Origin of the sequence: Pseudomonas kermanshahensis (genome assembly GCF_014269205.2) — a bacterium.
GTDB lineage: Bacteria > Pseudomonadota > Gammaproteobacteria > Pseudomonadales > Pseudomonadaceae > Aquipseudomonas > Aquipseudomonas kermanshahensis.
This window is the reverse complement of the sequence record NZ_JABWRY020000001.1, coordinates 3,568,117-3,585,912: the sequence shown is the minus strand read 5'-3', so window position 1 is coordinate 3,585,912 and position 17,796 is coordinate 3,568,117. Positions and strand designations below refer to the sequence as shown.

Below are 17,796 nucleotides of genomic sequence, written 5' to 3'. Positions count from 1 at the left end.
CAAAGCCAGAGCAGGTCAGTTACTCACCATCAACTCCGGCCCAAGGTAATTGTTGACCAGCTCGATATCGTCGTCCCCCAGGCTGCCCACCGATGACGCCAGGCGCAGGCGTGACATCAGGTAGTTCAACTTGGCCTCGAACAGGTCATGCCGTGCGTCGAACAGCAATTCCTCCGCATTAAGCACATCCGAGTTGGTACTGGTACCGCCCTCCTTGAAGCCTTTGCGTGTTGAAGTCAGCGAACGTTCGTTGGACGCGACGGCCTTTTCCAGCGCATGGATACGCATGGCGCCACTCTGCACACCTCGGTACTCACGGGTGGTGCCGGAGATGACTTCCTGGCGGGTGGCGTCGAGCTCGTCCAGCGCTTTCGAACTGTTGGCGCTGGCCTGGCGGGTCAGCGCGCTGGTGCTGCCGCCGCTGTACAACGGGATGTTCAGTTCCAAGCCGATCGAGCTGTACTGGTTGCGCTGGTTCAGCTCTGAAATCGATTGGCTGCTGCCCGCGGTGTAACCGGCAACGAAGTCCAGGGTCGGCCAGTGCCCGGCCTTGGCCCGGTTCACCTCTTCTTCTGCCAGTTCGTAGCTGTGCCGGCGGGCGTGAATCAGCGGGCTGTCGGTTTGTGCTTTGACCAGCCAGTCCTGCAGGTTGCCCGGTAGCAGCGGCGGGGTGGTGAAGCCTGGCTGCAAGGTGGTCAGCGATGCCGGGGTTTCACCGATGTACTCCTCGAGCTTGCGGCGGGCGTTGACCAGGTTGTCCTGCGCCTCGATCAGGTCGGCTTCTGCCAGGTCGCGGCGAGCGACCGATTCGTCGATGTCGGTCACCGTGCCGGCGCCCAGCTCCATGCGCCGTTTCGCTGACGCAAGCTGCTCCTCGAAAGCGTTCAGCTTGGCCCTGGCCAGGGTGATGGTTTCGCTGGCCAACAGCACATCGAAATAACTGTCTGCCAGGCGCACCGCGGCATCCTGGCTCTTGGCATCGAACACCGCGACGCTGTAGTCGGCACGCTGTTGGCCCTGGCGGTATTCGGCCATCTTCTGCTTGTTGAACAGCGGTTGGCGCAGGCGCACGCTGGCGCCTTTGGAGTCGTAGTTCAGGTCGTTGTCCTGGCCGCTCTGACGCTGCGAGCCATTGACCTTATTGTAATAGGCCGTGGCATTGATCTGCGGCAGCAGGCCGGCTTGGCCGATGGCCCGGTTTTCCAGGCCTGCTTGTTTCTCATGCTCGGCGGCATGGTAGATGGGCCCTTGGTACTGCAGCAGGTCCCAGGCTTGCTTCAGGTCCATGGCACTGGCTGGTAAGGACAACCCCAACAGGCACAACATCAGGCAGTGGCGGTTCATCTCATTGCTCCTTGAACGCGCTGTCGACGCGTTCGAGCATGGGTTTGAGCAGGTAGCTGAGCAGGTTGCGCTCGCCGGTCTTGATGGTGACGGTGGCCGGCATACCGGGGCGTATGTGGTTGCTGCCCAGCAAGCTCATGCCGGCGGGTGAAACGTCCACCTGCGCCAGGTAGAACGGCTGCTTGCTTTCTTCATCGAGCAGGCGGTCGGCAGAGATGGTTTTCACACGGCCGGGGATGTTTGGGGTCTGAGCGTGGTTGAAGGCCGGGAAGGCGATGTCCACGGCAAGCCCTGGGACCATTTTGTCGATGGCCTGCACCGGGATCATCGCGTCGACCTGCAACGGCTCGTCGAGCGGGACGATTTCCATCAGCTTGGCGCCAGGCTGGATAACCCCGCCGACCGTGGCGATGCCCAGCGCCTGGACCATGCCATCGATGGGTGAGCGGATCACCGTGTGAGTCACTTCGTAGTCCAATGCACGCAAGCGGTCGGCCAGGGTGGTGTTTTCCTTGGCGGTGTCGGTCAGTTGCGACTCGACCTCTTTCAAGTAATCGTGCTGGCGCTGAAGCATGCGTAGCTTGATCTCGGTGGCCTGGCTGCGCACCCGGGCGATGTTGTTGAGGTTCTCGGCCTGGCCGGCGGAGAGGTCGGCGTTGCTGCGCTCCAGTTCCAGCAGGCGGTTGCGCGGCACATAACCTTCGGCGGCCAGCACGCGGGTCCCTTGCAGCTCCTGGCCGAGGAAGTTGATCTGCGAGGCGCGGGCGCCGTACACCTGCTGCAGGCCTTTGAGCTGCACGGCCGATGCCGCCAGGTTCTCTTCGAGGATGCTGAGCTCGCCCGCCAGGCCGGCGCGGCGGGTGTCCAGCAAGCGCTGCTGCAAGTCCATGGCAGCCAGCAGGCGTGGGTCTGCGCTGAAGCGCTTGAGCAGCGCGGGGTCGAAGGTTACCGAGTCGCGGTTGTCGCGCTCGGCTTCGAGGCGGTTTTCCACGGTCTTGCTGACAATGTACTGGGCGCTGACTGCGCCCTGTTCGGCCACGGCTCGCAGGGCATCGAGGCGAACCAGTTCCTGGTCCTTTTTCACCACGTCGCCTTCGCGCACCAGGATCGCCTCCACGGTGCCGCCGCTCAAGTGCTGCACGGCCTTGCGATTGCTGGTGACCTTGACCGTGCCGGTGGCCACCACGCCGGCATCCAGCGGCGCCAGCCAGGCCCACAGCAAAAAGCCGCCGAAGCCGGCCAGCACCAGCCACAGGCCCCAGCGCACCGGCTTGCCGGCATCCAGGTCGATCAGGCGCTTAGCCTCGGCAGGGATCAACTCGGTCGGTTGGCTCATGTGCATGATCGGTTACTCCCGTACTTTTACCGAAGCCAGCGGCGCTGCTGCGGCCGCCGGTATCACGCTTGCCTTGCGCAGGGCGGCAAAGACTTCGTCGCGCGTGCCCAGCATCTGCACGCCGCCGTCACGCAGCATCAGCACCTTGTCGACGGCGCACAGCACGTTGGGCCGGTGAGAAACCAGCACCACCGTGGCGCCACGGCCTTTGAGTTCGCCCAGGGCATCGACCAGGGCCTTTTCCCCAACATCGTCAAGGTTGGCGTTGGGCTCATCCAGCACCACCAGGTTAGGTTCGCCATACAACGCACGGGCCAGGGCAATACGCTGTTTCTGGCCACCGGAAAGCGGGCTGCCATCGGTGCCCAGGCGGGTGTCGTAGCCCTGCGGGAAGCGCAGGATCATCTCGTGCACGCCGGTGCTCTTGGCTGCGCGGATGACCGCATCGCTGTCCACCTCGGCAAACCGCGCGATGTTGTCGGCGATGGTCCCTTCGAACAGTTCGACGTCTTGCGGCAGGTAGCCGAGCCACGGGCCCAGTTCGCCTTTGTTCCAGGTGAACATGTCGGCGCCGTCCAGGCGCACCTTGCCGGCCTGGGTCGGCCAGACGCCAACCAGCAGGCGGGCGAGGGTGGACTTGCCCGAGGCGGAGGGGCCGATGATGCCGAGGCTTTCGCCCGGCGCCAGGCTGAAGCTCACCCCGCGCAGAATGGTGGTGTTGGTGCCGGGGGCGCCAGCAAACACGTTCTCCACGGCGAGCATGCCCAGGGGCCGTTGCAGCGACATGCTCGGTGGGCGGCGTGGGTAGTCCTGCAGCAGCTCGGTCAGCCGCCCCCAGGCTGAGCGGCAGCCAAGCAGTTGCTTCCACGAGGCGATGACTTGTTCCACCGGCCCCAGTGCGCGACCGGTGAGGATCGAGCAGGCGATCATCATGCCCGGGGTGATCTTGCCTTCGATCGCCAGCAGCGCACCGGTGCCGAGGATCAGCGATTGCAGGGTGATGCGCACGAAGCGCCCGGTGCTGCTGATCAAGGCCGCACGGTCGGACGCCAGCGTCTGCATCTGCAGGATGCGCAGATGGCTCTGGTACCAACGCTTGCTGATCGACGGCAGCATGCCCATGGCCTCGATGACTTCGGCATTGCGCAGGTTGTTGTTGGCGTAGTTGGCAGACGACAGCGCCGCGTGGTTGGCCTCGGCCAACGGCTTGTGGGTGGCCTTTTCGGTGAGGTACGCCAGGCCGGCGAGGATCATCGAGCCGATCATCGTGACCAGCCCCAGCAGCGGGTGGATCAGGTAGCACACCAGCAGGTAGATGGGCGTCCACGGTGCATCGAAGAAGGCGAACAGGCCATTGCCGGTCAAGAACTGGCGGACCTGTGCCAGGTCTTGCAGGGCCTGGGCCGGGTTGCCACCGGCGCGGTTCAGATTGCGCTCGAAGGCGGCGCTGAAGATGCGCCGGTTGAGGTCCATGTCCAGGCAGTTGCCGACCCGGATCAACACGCGGGTGCGGATCATTTCCAGGGCGGACATCAGCAGGAACAGCCCGACCACCAGCACGGTGAGCATCGTCAATGTGGTGACGTTACGGCTGACCAGGGCGCGGTCGTAGACCTGGAGCATGTAGACAGCTGGCGTCAACATCATGACGTTTATCACGCCGCTGAAGCCTGCCAGTGAGTAGAAGCTGCGGCGCAGGCGAAAGAGCGCCTCGGCCAGCTCGGAACGGGTGCGCGGCTGCTTGTGCATCTGGGGCCTCCCTCTGTACCAAACCGGAGGCCGTTGCGGCGCTCTGGACTGCTCTAGATGTGGCTTCTGGACGGCACGCAGGCGGGTCGCTCTGTAGGCGAATCATCCGAAAACGCTGCGGTGCCCCACAAGCACGAGCGTAGGTTGCAACGAAATATCTTGTAATATCATTTCGCTCTATAAATTCTTTGAACTTTTTATAAGTCAAGTAAAAACAGCGAGTTGCAACGCATTATCATCGAGAGTCATTTTTTCGACGGCTTATTGACAAGGTTTGAACCTACGACTTTAGTCTTGATTATTCGGGCCGCTCCAACGGGCCGCGCTTGACCAGAAGTCATCGCACCACCGATCCCGGAAAACCGAACCACGAACTGCGCACGTCAGCACTGACTGGGCGCGGGATGGACCCTGTTGCCCTGTGTCTTTCTCCCGATAGATCGAGGGCAATCTAAATGGCTAATTTCAGCAAGTCGGACCTGGAGTTCATCCTCAAGCAGATCTTCATCGCCGAAGCCCACGCCAAGGGCGCCAATCTCATCGATCTGCTGCCCAACAGCCAGGTGCCGTTTGGCTTGCGCACCGTGGACGGCAGCTACAACAACCTGGTGGCCGGGCAAAGTGAGTTCGGTGCCGCCGACAATTCCTTCCTGCGTTTGCTTGATGCGTCCTACCGCGCGGCCTATGCCGGCACCGGCACGGTGGTCGACGGGCAGCCGCGCACCATCAGCAACCTGATCGTCGACCAGACGCCGAACAACCCCGCCGCCGTAGAAGCCAATGGCGGCGCGGCGCCGGTGATGAGCCCTGGCCTCGATGGGGTGTTCGGCACGGCTGACGACAAGCCCGTGTTCTTCATCCCCAACCAGTCTGCAGACGCGGGCCTGACGGCCGGTTTCAACGCCTGGATGACTTTCTTCGGCCAGTTCTTCGATCACGGCCTGGACTTGGTGACCAAGAGTACCACCGACATCGTGTTCATCCCGTTGCAGCCGGACGACCCGTTGTACGTGCCCAACAGCCCGACCAACTTCATGGTGCTGCCACGTGCCGTGCGCACGGCCGGCGCGGATGGTGTGCTGGGCACGGCCGACGATGGCCAGCCCAACACCACCTCGCCGTTCGTGGACCAGAGCCAGACCTACAGCTCGCACCCCTCGCACCAGGTGTTCCTGCGCGAATACATGCTCAACGCCGCGGGCGACCCGATTGCCACTGGGCGGCTGATCACCAACCGCGATCTCGGCGCCGACGGCAAGTTCGGCACGGCCGACGATGGCAATGGCGAAAATGGCGGCATGGCCACCTGGGCCGTGGTCAAAGCCCAGGCCCGCGACCTGCTCGGTATCAACCTGACCGATGCCGACGTACACAGCGTGCCGCTGCTGGCGACCGATGCCTATGGCAACTTCCTGCGCGGGCCCAATGGCATGCCGCAGGTGGTGATGCGCGTCAGCAATGGCGCTGATGGGGTTGCCGGCACGGCCGATGACGTAACCCAACTGGTCGAGGGCAATCGCGCCGCGCCGATCAGCCTGGCCAATGCCGTCAGCACCGGGCACGGCTTCCTCGACGATATCGCCCACAACGCCGCGCCCGTCGTGGTCGGCGGCGTGCTGCAGGCCGACGGCGACACCGCGGTGGGCAACGCGCAGCTGGTGGGCCCAGGTGGCAACAACCTGACCTACGACAACGAACTGCTCGACGCCCACTACATCGCCGGCGACGGCCGGGTGAACGAGAACATCGGCCTGACCGCCGTGCACCACGTGTTCCACTCCGAGCACAACCGCTTGGTCCAGCAATCCAAGGACACCATCCTCGCCGCAGGCGACCTGGCCTTCCTCAACGAATGGCTGGTGGATGACGTTGCCGTGCTGCCGACCACACCTGCCGCCATCGCCGCGCTGGTGTGGGATGGCGAACGCCTGTTCCAGGCCGCCAAGTTCGGCACCGAGATGCAGTACCAGCACCTGGTGTTCGAGGAGTTCGCCCGCACCATCCAGCCGCAGATCGACGAGTTTCTGGCGCCTAACGGTTATGACACCTCGATCAACCCGGCCATCCTCGCCGAGTTCGCCCACGTGGTGTACCGCTTCGGCCACTCGATGCTGACCGAGACCGTCGATCGCTTCGACCCCGAGTTCAACCCCGTCCTTACCGACCCCAACAACCCCGACCAGCAGCTTGGCCTGATCGCTGCCTTCCTCAACCCGCTGGCATTCGCTGGCAGCGGGGCGACGGCCGATGAAGCGGCAGGGGCAATCATTCGCGGCGTGACGCGCCAGGTCGGCAACGAGATCGATGAGTTCGTCACTGAAGCCCTGCGCAACAACCTGCTGGGCCTGCCGCTCGACCTGCCGGCGCTGAACCTTGCCCGTGGGCGCGACACCGGCATCCCCTCGCTGAACGAGGCGCGCCGTGAGTTCTATGCCGCGACCGGCGACAGCCAACTCAAGGCCTACATCAGTTGGGTCGACTTTGCCGACCACCTCAAGCACCCGGCATCGCTGGTCAACTTCATCGCCGCCTATGGCACCCATGCGACGATCACCGGGGCGACCACGCTGGCCGACAAACGTGCCGCCGCTGTGGCCTTGGTGTTCGGGGGCGATGACGCGCCGCTCGACCGCCTGGACTTCCTCAACGGCACCGGCGCCTGGGCCAACGTGACCCGGGCCGGCAAAGACGGCGTGCTGGGCACTGCGGACGACGTGAGCGGGGTGACCATCACCGGTGTCGACACCATCGACTTCTGGGTCGGTGGCCTGGCCGAGCAGAAGATGCCGTTCGGCGGCATGCTGGGTTCGAGCTTCAACTTCGTCTTCGAAACCCAGTTGGAGGCGCTGCAGAACGGCGACCGCTTCTACTACTTGTCGCGTACAGCGGGCCTGAACTTCGGCACGGAGCTTGAAAACAACTCCTTTGCCAAGCTGATCATGCTCAACTCCGACGTCACGCACCTGTCCAACACGGTGTTCCTGACGCCGACGTTCACCCTCGAAGTGAACCAGGCCAACCAGTTCACCGGGCTGGGTGCCGACGGCAAGGCCGACCCTACCGGCGGCATCATGATCTACGGCCAGGAAATCGTCCCGCTGGTGATCCGCGACAACCCGGATACCGTGGGCCCCGACAGCAACTACCTGCATTACACCGGCCTGGACCATGTGGTTCTGGGGGGCACTGCGGGCAATGACATCATCATCTCCAGCGAGGGTGACGACACGCTCTACGGCGACGGCGGCGATGACCGCCTCGAAGGGGGCGCCGGCAATGATGCGGTGCTGGGTGGCGCGGGCGATGACATCATCACCGATTCGTTCGGCGACAACCGCCTGGAAGGCAACGCCGGCAACGATGTCATCGTCGCCGGCAGCATGGGCGTTGCCGGCAACCTGATCCTGGGCGGCGATGGCCAAGACTTCATCATCACCACCGAAGACATCAGCACCACGTTCGGCGGCCAGGGCGACGACTTCATCCTCGGCGCCAAGACCAACCTGCCGCCCACCGGCAACGAAGGCGATGACTGGATCGAGAAGGGCACCCAGGACGGTGCGCCCGGCGACAACTTCGCGCCGCTGCTGGGTGACGAAGTGGTCGGCAACGACATCTTCGTCGGGGGTGGTGGCTTCGACGAGATGATCGGCGAAGGTGGCGATGACATCTTTGTCGGCAGCGATGCCCAGGACAAGATGGACGGCATGTCCGGTTTCGACTGGGTCACCTACAAGAATGACCAGGTCGGCGTCACTGTCGACCTGAGCCTGGCCGCGCTGGCGCAGCCCCATGGCAACGCGCCGAACCAGAACGCCGGCGTGTTCAACCCGGTCGGCGCCTCGCCGGCCTCGATCCTCGACCGCTTTGCCGAAGTCGAAGGGTTGTCCGGTTCCAAGTTTGGCGATGTGCTCAAGGGTGACGACGTCGATGCAGTCACCATCCTCAACCACGGCGGTGCCACTGGCAGTGCGCTGACCAACGTGGCGCTGATCCACGGGCTGCAGCAGTTCCTGGCTGACGCGGGTTTGCCCACCACCGGCTTTGCCACCGGCAACATCATCCTCGGTGGCAATGGCAGCGACCTGATCGAGGGCCGAGGCGGCGATGACCTGATCGACGGCGACAAGTGGATCAACGTGCGCATCGCGGTGTATGCCGCCGGCGACGTCAACCATACCGGGCCGGAAATCGCCAGCTTCGACAGCATGGTCGACATGATCCCGTTCATGCTCGACCGCACCTATAACCCAGGCCAGCTCAAGGCCGTGCGGGAAATCCTGCCGGGCACTTCGACGGGCGGCTCGGCGTTCGATACCGCTGTATTCTCCGGTGTTCAGGCCGACTACGTGGTTACCCAGAACAACCGTGGCACAGCCGATGTGTCGGACGATGTGTGGACGGTGACCGACACCGTTGCCGGGCGTGACGGCGTCGACACCCTGCTGCATATTGAGCGCCTGCAATTTGCCGATGGCCAGCGCGTGCTGGTGACTGGGGTGAATGCGCAGCCAACCGGCAGCCCGACTGTCACCGACAACAACGCTGGCGCGATCACCGTGGGCGACATGCTGACCGTGAGCATGGCCGGGGTGCGCGATGGCGACAATGTGTCGCTGACCAATCCGCAAGGCGTGCTCAACAACACCTCGGTGTCCTACTACTGGCAGTTCGAAGCGGACCCGGGCAGCGGTGTGTTCGAGGACATCATCCTGCTGCCGGCCGGCGACCTGGCGTTCCAGAGCGCCGATGGCACGGCGTTCAAGGTCTCGCCAGACCTTGCCGGGCTGTCACTGCGGGTGAAGGCGATCTACCAGGATGCGCACGGCACCACTGAAGTGCTGTTCTCGCAACCCACGGCCGTGGTCGAGGCGGGCGCCCCCGTGGTGCCGACCGCGCCGACGCCGGTGGTTGACGCCAGCGAAGGTGGCGCGGGCCTGCACATGGTCCGTTCCGACCTCAACTTCATTCTCGCGCAAATCAAGATCGCCGAGGCTGATGCTGCCGGGCAGGACATCCTCTCGCTGATACCGAACATCCGTGCACCCCTGGGGCTGCGAGCAGTCGACGGTTCGAACAACAACCTGATGAACCTCAACGGCATCAACAACACCCAGTTCGGGGCGGCCGATAATGTCTTCCCACGCCTCACCGACCCGGTGTTCAACCCCGCTGAAGGCGCGCCAGCCGGCTTCTTCGGCCCAGGCTCGCCGGCCATTCCAGGGTCGTCCTACCAACAAACCAGCGGCGCAGTGTTCGACTCACAGCCGCGTACCATCAGCAACCTGATCGTCGACCAGACCTCGAACAACCCGGCTGCCTATGCCACGGCCTATGACCCTGGCGCCGATGGCGTGCTCAACTTCGGCACGCCGGGTAACGACGATGTGCTCAAGGATGGCGTGCGGGTCGTCGCCAGCCCCGGCCTGGACGGGCAGTTCGGCACCAATGACGACCACGACGTGTACCTGTTCGAGAACACCACGGCGGATGCCGGGCTGTCTGCGCCGTTCAACGCCTGGATGACCTTCTTTGGCCAGTTCTTCGACCATGGCCTGGACCTGGTCACCAAGGGCGGTTCGGGTACCGTGTACATTCCGCTGCAACCGGATGACCCGCTGTATGTGCCGGGTGGCCACACCAACTTCATGGTGCTGACCCGTGCCACCAATCAGCCAGGGCCGGATGGCATTCTCGGCAACGCCGACGATATCCATGAGCACAGCAACACCACCACGCCGTTCGTGGACCAGAACCAGACCTACAGCTCGCACCCGTCGCACCAGGTGTTCCTGCGTGGCTATCAGATGACAGACCATGGCCCCGTCGCCACGGGCCGGTTGATCACCAACCGCGACCTGGGCGCTGATGGCAAGTTCGGCAGTGCCGACGACAGCGAAATCGGCGGCATGGCGACCTGGAAAGTGGTCAAGGCGCAGGCCAATGACCTGCTCGGCATTCACCTCACCGATGCCGACGTCAACAACGTGCCGCTGCTGGCGACCGATGCCTACGGCAACTTCATCAAAGGGCCAAATGGCTACCCGATGGTGGTCATGAAGGGCGCCGATGGCCTGGGCGGCACGGCGGACGACGTGCTGGTCGAAGGCAACCCGTTGGCGCCGATCGACCTGACCAACGCCGTGCGCACGGGGCACGAGTTCCTCGCCGACATCGCCCACAATGCAGTGCCCGTGTTCAACGGCGGTGTGTTGGCACCCGATGCCGGTATCCAGGTCGGCAACGCCGTCCCGGTCAACCCGCAGACCGGCGCCAACCTGGCCTACGACAACGAGTTGCTGGATGCGCACTACATCGCGGGCGACGGCCGGGTTAATGAAAACATCGGCCTGACCGCCGTGCACGCGATCTTCCACGCCGAGCACAACCGGCTGGTGGCGCAGACCAAGGACACCGTGCTCGACTCGGGCGACGTGGCCTTCCTCAACGAGTGGCTGCTCAACCCTGTCAACGCACTGCCGGCCAGCCAGGCCGAGATCGATGCACTGGTGTGGAATGGCGAGCGGTTGTTCCAGGCAGCCAAGTTCGGTACCGAGATGCAGTACCAGCACCTGGTGTTCGAGGAGTTTGCCCGCACCATCCAACCGCGTGTCGACCTGTTCTTCGCCCCGACCCAGGTGTACGACGTCGACCTCGACGCCTCGATCGTCGCCGAGTTCGCGCACACCGTGTACCGCTTCGGCCACTCGATGCTGACCGAGACCGTCGACCGTTTCGACATCGACTTCAACGTGGTCAAAGACCCCTCCAGCGCCGACCCCGACCAGCAGTTGGGCCTGATCGCCGCGTTCCTCAACCCGCTGGCGTACGCCGCCAGTGGCGTCACCCCCGAGGATGCGACCAGTGCCATCGTGCGCGGGGTTACCCGCCAGGCCGGTAACGAAATCGACGAGTTCGTCACCGAGGCGCTGCGCAACAACCTGCTCGGGCTGCCGCTCGACCTGCCGGCGATCAACATCGCCCGTGGCCGCGATGTCGGTATCCCTTCGCTCAACGCCGTACGCCGCGACATCTATGGGCAAACCGGCGATACCCAACTCAAGCCGTACACCAGTTGGGTCGATCTGGTGCAACACCTCAAGCATCCGGAGTCGTTGATCAACTTCATCGCCGCCTATGGCACGCACAGCACCATCACCGGGGCAACCACCCTGGTGGACAAGCGTGCGGCGGCGATGGCGCTGGTGTTCGGTGGCGACGGTTCGCCGCTTGACCGGCTCGACTTCCTCAACGGCACCGGGGCCTGGGCCAACGTGACACGGCCCGGCAAGGACGGCGTGCTGGGCACGGCCGATGACCTGAAGGGCGTCACGGTGACCGGTGTCGACGCCATCGACCTGTGGATCGGCGGCCTGGCCGAGGCAAAAACCCCGTTCGGCGGCATGCTCGGTTCAACGTTCAACTTCGTGTTCGAGAACCAGCTGGAAAAACTCCAGGACGGCGACCGCTTCTACTACCTGGAGCGCACCGCTGGCCTGTCGATGAACGCGGAACTGGAAAGCAACTCGTTCGCCAAGCTGATCATGGCCAACACCTCGGCCACCCACTTGCCAGGGCTGGTGTTCTCGGACCCGGCGTTCTACCTCGAAGTGGACCGCAGCAAGCAGTACAACGATGGCCTGGGCAATGCCGACCCGCTGGGCGAGAACGGCCAGCAGGTGGTGTTCCGCGACAGCCCGCTGACCGCAGGGCCGGACAGCAACTACATCCGCTATGCCGGTGACGAGCACATTGTGCTGGGTGGCACCAACGGCGCCGATGTGCTCGTCTCCGGCGGGGGGGACGACACGGTCTGGGGCGATGCCGGCAATGACCGCATCGAAGGCGGCAACGGCAACGACCAACTGCGCGGCGGTGCTGGCGACGACATCATCAGCGACATGGGCGGTGACGACAATATCCAGGGCGGCGACGGCAACGACGTGCTGCACGGCGGTAATGGCATCAACCTGATCATAGGCGGTTTCGGCAACGACTTCATCGTCACCGGTGAAGACGCCTCCGAGGCCATCGGCGGCCAGGGCAATGACTTTATCCTGGGCAGCAAGGCCAACGAACAGGACATGGGCAACGAAGGGGACGACTGGATCGAGAAGGGCACCTCGGACGGTGCCCCTGGCGACAACTTCGACCCGCTCGGCAACGACCCGATCATCGGCAACGATGTGTTTGTCGGTGGTAACGAGAACGACAAGTTCAACGGCGAAGGGGGCGACGACATCATGGTCGGCAGCCTCGGCTTCGGTGACCGCTATATCGGCGGCTCCGGCTACGATTGGGCGACCTTCAAGGGGCTCGCCCAAGGCGTGACCATCGACTACAGCGACCGCTTCTTCGATGTGCCGCCGGTACCGGGTTCGGGGGCATCGGCGCTGGTGCGTTTCGACATCATGGAGGGCCTGTCAGGCTCGGCGCACGGTGACTTCCTGCGCGGCGACAACGAAGATGCCGCCTCGCTGCCCACCGCCGGTGCCAATGGCAGCGTGCTGACCAACATCAGCCTGATCAACGGCCTGGCCGATCTGCTGGCCGCTGGCGCGACGTTCTACGACGGCGGCAACATCATCCTTGGCGGCAGCGGCAGCGACCTGATCGAAGGCCGCGGCGGTGACGATATCCTCGACGGTGACAAGTGGCTCAACGTGCGCATCAGCGTACGCGCCAACAGCGATGGCACCGGCCCGGAAATCGCCTCGTTCGACAGCATGGAACCGATGGTGCCGTTCATGCTCAACGGCACCTACAACCCTGGGCAACTGGTGATCACGCGGGAGATCCTGAAAGGCACTGACAACTTCGACACTGCGCTGTTCTCAGGCGTGGCGACGGACTACAACGTTGTGGTCGACGGCAATACCGTGATTGTCACTGACCTGGTAGCAGGGCGTGACGGCGTCGATCGGCTGACCGGCATCGAGCGGCTGCAGTTCTCCGACCGGGCCATCGCCTCCGGTGTCGGCACGGCCGCCAACGCAGGCCCGTCGGGCCACTTGGTGATCCTCGACGATGCCACCGGCGTACGCGATGACACACCGGTGGCTGGCCAGCTGCTGCGGGTCACTGACCTGGCCGTGCACGATGCGGACAACACCAGTGCAAGCAACCCGACCGGCGCGGTCAACGGCCCAGTGGCTTACTACTGGCAGGTTGAGCAATTGCCGGGTTCTGGGGTGTATGAGGACATCACCTTCGTCGCGGCCGGCGAAGTGTCGCGGGCCATCGGCAGCACCTACCGGGTGACCGACGATGTGGCGGGGCTGAGCATTCGGGTGCGGGCGGTGTATCAGGATGCCAAGGGCACCCTGGAAATCGTCGACTCGGCGCCCAACAGCGCGCCGAGCGCCGGGCCGGCCGTGACCGGCTTGCTGATACAGAACCAGACGCTGACGGCCAACCCGGCCACCATTGTCGATGCCGACGGCCTGAGCAACCCGCAGTTCACCTTCCAGTGGCAATCGAACCGGGGCGTTGGCTGGGTCAACATTGCCGGTGCCATTAACAGCACCTTCGTCCTGACCCAGGCGCAGGTGGGGCAGAACATGCGGGTGGTGGTCAGCTACGTGGATGACTTCGGCGTGCACGAAAGTGTTGCCTCCGACATCCTCGACCCGGTGGCCAACGTCAACGATGCACCGACAGGCGCGGTGCTGATCAGCGACACCACACCGGACCGCGGCCAGGTGCTGACCGCGCTCACCGCTGGCATTGCCGACCTCGACGGGCTGGGTGCGTTCAGCTTCCAGTGGCAGCAAGGCAGCGGCAGCAGCTTCAGCAACATCGTCGGCGCAACGGCGGCCACCTTCACCCCGGGCTTTGCCCAGGGTAACCAGCAACTGCGGGTGATCGTGCGCTACACCGACGGCTTCGGCACGCTGGAGACGTTGACGTCGGCAGCAACCGCGCCCGTGGTAGTGCCGCCCGGTGTGACCCTGGTCGGTACCAACGCGGCCAACACCCTGACCGGTGCGGCGGGTAACGACGTGATCTCGGGCCTGGGCGGTAACGATACCCTCAACGGATTGGGCGGTGCGGACCAGCTGTTCGGCGGCCTGGGTAATGACGTGCTCAACGGCGGTGACGACCCCGACATCCTCAACGGCGACGATGGCAACGACACCCTCAACGGCGGGCTTGGTGCGGACGCCATGAACGGTGGTGCCGGCAACGACACGTTCGTGGTCGACAACGCCGGTGACACGGTGACCGAGGCGCTGAACGGCGGGACCGACCTGGTGCAGACCAGCCTGGCAAGCTACACGCTGACGGCGAATGTCGAGAACCTGACCTACACCGGCAGCAGCAGCTTCACCGGCACCGGCAACGCTTTGGCCAACACCCTCACTGGGGGGGCAGCCAACGATGTGCTCAATGGCGGTGCGGGGGCCGACCGCCTGGTCGGTGGCGTCGGCAATGACACCTACGTGGTCGACAATGCCAACGATGTGGTGGTCGAAGCGTCGGGTGCCGGTACCGATACCGTGCAGACCTCGCTGGGTACCTACACCCTGGCCGGCAACGTCGAGAACCTGACCTTTACCGGGGTGGGCAACTTCACCGCCACGGGTAATGGGCTGGCCAACCTCATCAACGGCGGGGCAGGTAATGACACGCTCAATGGTGACGGCGGCAACGACATCCTCAATGGCAACGCGGGCAACGACACGCTCAACGGTGATGCCGGCAACGACCAGCTGTTTGGTGGGCTGGGCATCGATACCTTGAACGGCGGCGGTGGCGATGACAGCCTCGATGGCGGTGATGGCAATGACTCACTGCTGGGGGGCGCTGGCAACGACACGCTGCTGGGTGGCCTGGGCAACGACACCCTGGACGGTGGTGTCGGCGTCGATTTGCTGCAGGGTGGCGATGGCAACGACACGCTGTTTGGTGACGTCGGCAACGACACCTTGCTGGGCGGGGCCGGCAACGACTTCATCAACGGTGCCGCTGGCAACGATACGGTCACAGGTGGGGCGGGCAACGACACGATGATTGCCACTGACGGCAATGATGTCTTCCAGTTCGCTGCAGGCTTTGGCAACGACCTGATCATCAACTTCGATGCCATCGCGTCGGGCGGCCAGGACCGGCTGGACATCACCGCGCTCAATATCACGGCTGCCACCTTCGCTGCCAGCGTCACCATCGCCGATGTCGGCGCTGATACGCTGGTCAGCATCGGCGCTGCCGACTCGATCCGCCTGGTGGGGGTGGCCGACGCCACGACGGTGACGGCGGCAGACTTCATTCTGGCGGGGTGAGTGGCTGAGCGTTCGTGCTCTCAGGATTGACGCGTTCCCGTGTAGGAGCAGCCTTGTGCTGCGAAGAGGCCGGTAACAGCACAGCGTATTTTTGCTGCTGTCACCGGCCTCTTCGCAGCACAAGGCTGCTCCTACCGGGTTCGCGCATGACGAAGGGGTATGGAAGCGACCGCGGTTCACTCACGGCTCAATGCGGCATGCAGTTTCAGCTCTTCATCGATAAAGGCCGCAATCATCGCCCGGTACACCCGTTCCACCACGTCGGGCGACGCCCCGGTATCGCTGGCAATTGCACGCACCTTGGCAATCACCTGCTCGACCCGCGCCGGTGCGCGCACATCGTCGCTGGTCTTCTTGAAGGTGGCTGCCTGGGCGACCAGTTGGCCGCGTTGGGCGAGCAGCGCGACCAGGTTCTGGTCGATGTGGTCGATGCGCGAGCGAACGTCCTCGATCGATGTGCAACGTACGTCCATGTAGGGGGCTCCATGTTGATGGGCAAGCAAGTCGACCGACATTAGCACAGGCGCAGCTCAATGCCCCACCAGCTCACCCAGCAACCGCTGCTTGTACGCGTGCAGCACCGCACTGTCGCGCTCACGCGGGTGCGGCAGGTCGATGTGCAGGTCCTCTCGGATTCTGCCAGGGTGGGCATCCATCACGATCACCCGGTCACCCAGGTACAGCGCCTCCTCGATGTCATGGGTGACCATGATCACGGTGCACCGCTCCTGCACCCAGATGCGCTGCAGCTCTTGCTGCAGCCTCACCCGGGTCAGGGCATCGAGGGCGCCGAGCGGCTCGTCGAGCAGCAGCACCTTGGGTTTGTTCACCAGCGCCCGGGCAATGGCCGCGCGTTGGGCCATGCCCCCGGAGAGCTGGTGCGGGTAGGCGTGTTCGTAACCGCTCAGGCCCACCAGCTCGATATGCTCAGCCACCAGGCGGGCCTTGTGCGTGGCTGGCATGGTGTGGTTTTTCAGGGCCAGGGCGATGTTCTGCTGCAAGGTCATCCATGGGAACAGGCGGTGGTCCTGGAACACGATGCCGCGTTCCAGGCCCGGCCCGCGTACGGGTTGCTGGTCGAGCAGGATCTGCCCGTGATAGTCCTGGTCGAGGCCGACGATCAGCCGCAGCAGCGTGGACTTGCCACAGCCGCTGGCGCCGACAATGCTGACGAATTCGCCAGGTTGGATGTTCAGCTCGATGTCCTTGAGCACTTGCATCGGCTTGCCCTTGAGGGCGTAGGTTTTGCTCAGGCCACGAAGGGTCAGTGCGCCGTGGGTGGCGGTGGTGGGTAGAGCATGGGCGATGGCGTTCATGGTCGGGCCTTTCAACGGGTCGGGCGCCAGCGCAGCAGGCGGCGGGAGAGGAGGGTGCAGAGCCAGGACATCAGGTACCCGCACAGGCCGATGCACAGCACGCAGACCACGATGATCTCCATGCGCGCGCCGGCTTCGGCGGTCATCATCAGGCTGCCGAGGCCGGCACCGGAAGACAGGAAAAGCTCGCTGCCGACCGAGGTCACCCAGGCGAATGCCAGTGCCTGCAGCACGCCAGCGGCGATGCCCGGCAAGGCGGCAGGCAGCAGGATCAGGCGCAGCTGCTGGGCGCGGCTGAGCATCAGCACGCGGGCGGCTTCACGGTGCTGGCCCTCGACCTGGCGCAGGCTTTCGAAGGTGTTGATCACCATGGGGTACAAAGCCGCAAGGCTGACGATCAGCAGCTTGGCGCTTTCGCCGTTGCCCAGCCACAGGGCGATCAACGGGATCCAGCCCAGCATCGGCACCTGGCGCAGGGCATGGAACAGCGGCGCGATCAGGCGGTTGGCAGGGGCGGACAGGGCCATCAGCGCGCCCAGCCCGATGCCACCGACAATGCCCACCGCCAGGCCGGTGCAGGTGCGCACCAGGCTTGCCCACAGGTTGATCAGCAGCTCGCCGCTGCCCAGCAGTTCGACCCATGCCAACCCCACCTGCGCCAGTGGCACGAAGGCGTAGGCGCCGGCGGCGTCCTGGCGCGAGGCGTATTCCCAGGCGCCGAGCAGCAGCAATGGCAGCACCAGGCCTCGGGTGTTGTGTAGCTTCATTA

The 17,796-nt window shown here is 64.3% G+C and carries 7 protein-coding genes; 1 reads left to right on the top strand and 6 read right to left on the bottom strand.

Annotated features, from left to right (window positions below; translation table 11 throughout):
• Nucleotides 1-15: 15 nt before the first annotated feature.
• The 3 genes from HU764_RS16190 to HU764_RS16180 are packed head-to-tail and all read right to left on the bottom strand — an operon-like array spanning nt 16 to nt 4,429.
• A complete protein-coding gene (locus tag HU764_RS16190) occupies nt 16-1,344 on the bottom strand; it encodes a TolC family outer membrane protein (protein ID WP_186703326.1) in 1,329 nt (442 codons plus the stop codon).
• Between the two features lies 1 nt (nt 1,345).
• The gene (locus HU764_RS16185) at nt 1,346-2,686 is read right to left on the bottom strand and encodes an HlyD family type I secretion periplasmic adaptor subunit (protein WP_085273305.1); all 1,341 of its coding nucleotides are present in this window, start codon (nt 2,684-2,686) and stop codon (nt 1,346-1,348) included.
• Nucleotides 2,687-2,692: 6 nt separating this feature from the next.
• Nucleotides 2,693-4,429, bottom strand: a complete 1,737-nt coding sequence (locus HU764_RS16180) for a type I secretion system permease/ATPase (RefSeq protein ID WP_186678674.1) — start codon at nt 4,427-4,429, stop codon at nt 2,693-2,695.
• Between the two features lie 455 nt (nt 4,430-4,884).
• Between HU764_RS16180 and HU764_RS16175 the strand changes: the two genes are divergently transcribed.
• Nucleotides 4,885-15,711 (top strand): peroxidase family protein, encoded by a 10,827-nt coding sequence (locus HU764_RS16175; RefSeq protein WP_186703325.1) that lies wholly within the window; start codon nt 4,885-4,887, stop codon nt 15,709-15,711.
• Between the two features lie 176 nt (nt 15,712-15,887).
• Here the strand turns inward: HU764_RS16175 and HU764_RS16170 are convergent, their stop codons facing one another.
• The 3 genes from HU764_RS16170 to HU764_RS16160 are packed head-to-tail and all read right to left on the bottom strand — an operon-like array spanning nt 15,888 to nt 17,794.
• On the bottom strand, nt 15,888-16,184 hold the full coding sequence (locus tag HU764_RS16170) for a chorismate mutase (RefSeq protein WP_186678668.1): 297 nt from the start codon (nt 16,182-16,184) through the stop codon (nt 15,888-15,890).
• Between the two features lie 57 nt (nt 16,185-16,241).
• On the bottom strand, nt 16,242-17,027 hold the full coding sequence (locus HU764_RS16165) for an ABC transporter ATP-binding protein (RefSeq protein ID WP_186678665.1): 786 nt from the start codon (nt 17,025-17,027) through the stop codon (nt 16,242-16,244).
• A gap of 11 nt (nt 17,028-17,038) precedes the next feature.
• Nucleotides 17,039-17,794, bottom strand: coding sequence for an ABC transporter permease (locus HU764_RS16160; protein ID WP_186703324.1), 756 nt, complete (start codon nt 17,792-17,794; stop codon nt 17,039-17,041).
• Nucleotides 17,795-17,796 lie beyond the last annotated feature (2 nt).

What these genes read in the sequence shown, in the direction of transcription:
- HU764_RS16160 (WP_186703324.1), bottom strand. Translation starts at nt 17,794, where the DNA reads ATGAAGCTACACAACACCCGAGGCCTGGTGCTGCCATTGCTGCTGCTC.
- HU764_RS16165 (WP_186678665.1), bottom strand. Translation starts at nt 17,027, where the DNA reads ATGAACGCCATCGCCCATGCTCTACCCACCACCGCCACCCACGGCGCA.
- HU764_RS16170 (WP_186678668.1), bottom strand. Translation starts at nt 16,184, where the DNA reads ATGGACGTACGTTGCACATCGATCGAGGACGTTCGCTCGCGCATCGAC.
- HU764_RS16175 (WP_186703325.1), top strand. Translation starts at nt 4,885, where the DNA reads ATGGCTAATTTCAGCAAGTCGGACCTGGAGTTCATCCTCAAGCAGATC.
- HU764_RS16180 (WP_186678674.1), bottom strand. Translation starts at nt 4,429, where the DNA reads ATGCACAAGCAGCCGCGCACCCGTTCCGAGCTGGCCGAGGCGCTCTTT.
- HU764_RS16190 (WP_186703326.1), bottom strand. Translation starts at nt 1,344, where the DNA reads ATGAACCGCCACTGCCTGATGTTGTGCCTGTTGGGGTTGTCCTTACCA.
- HU764_RS16185 (WP_085273305.1), bottom strand. Translation starts at nt 2,686, where the DNA reads ATGCACATGAGCCAACCGACCGAGTTGATCCCTGCCGAGGCTAAGCGC.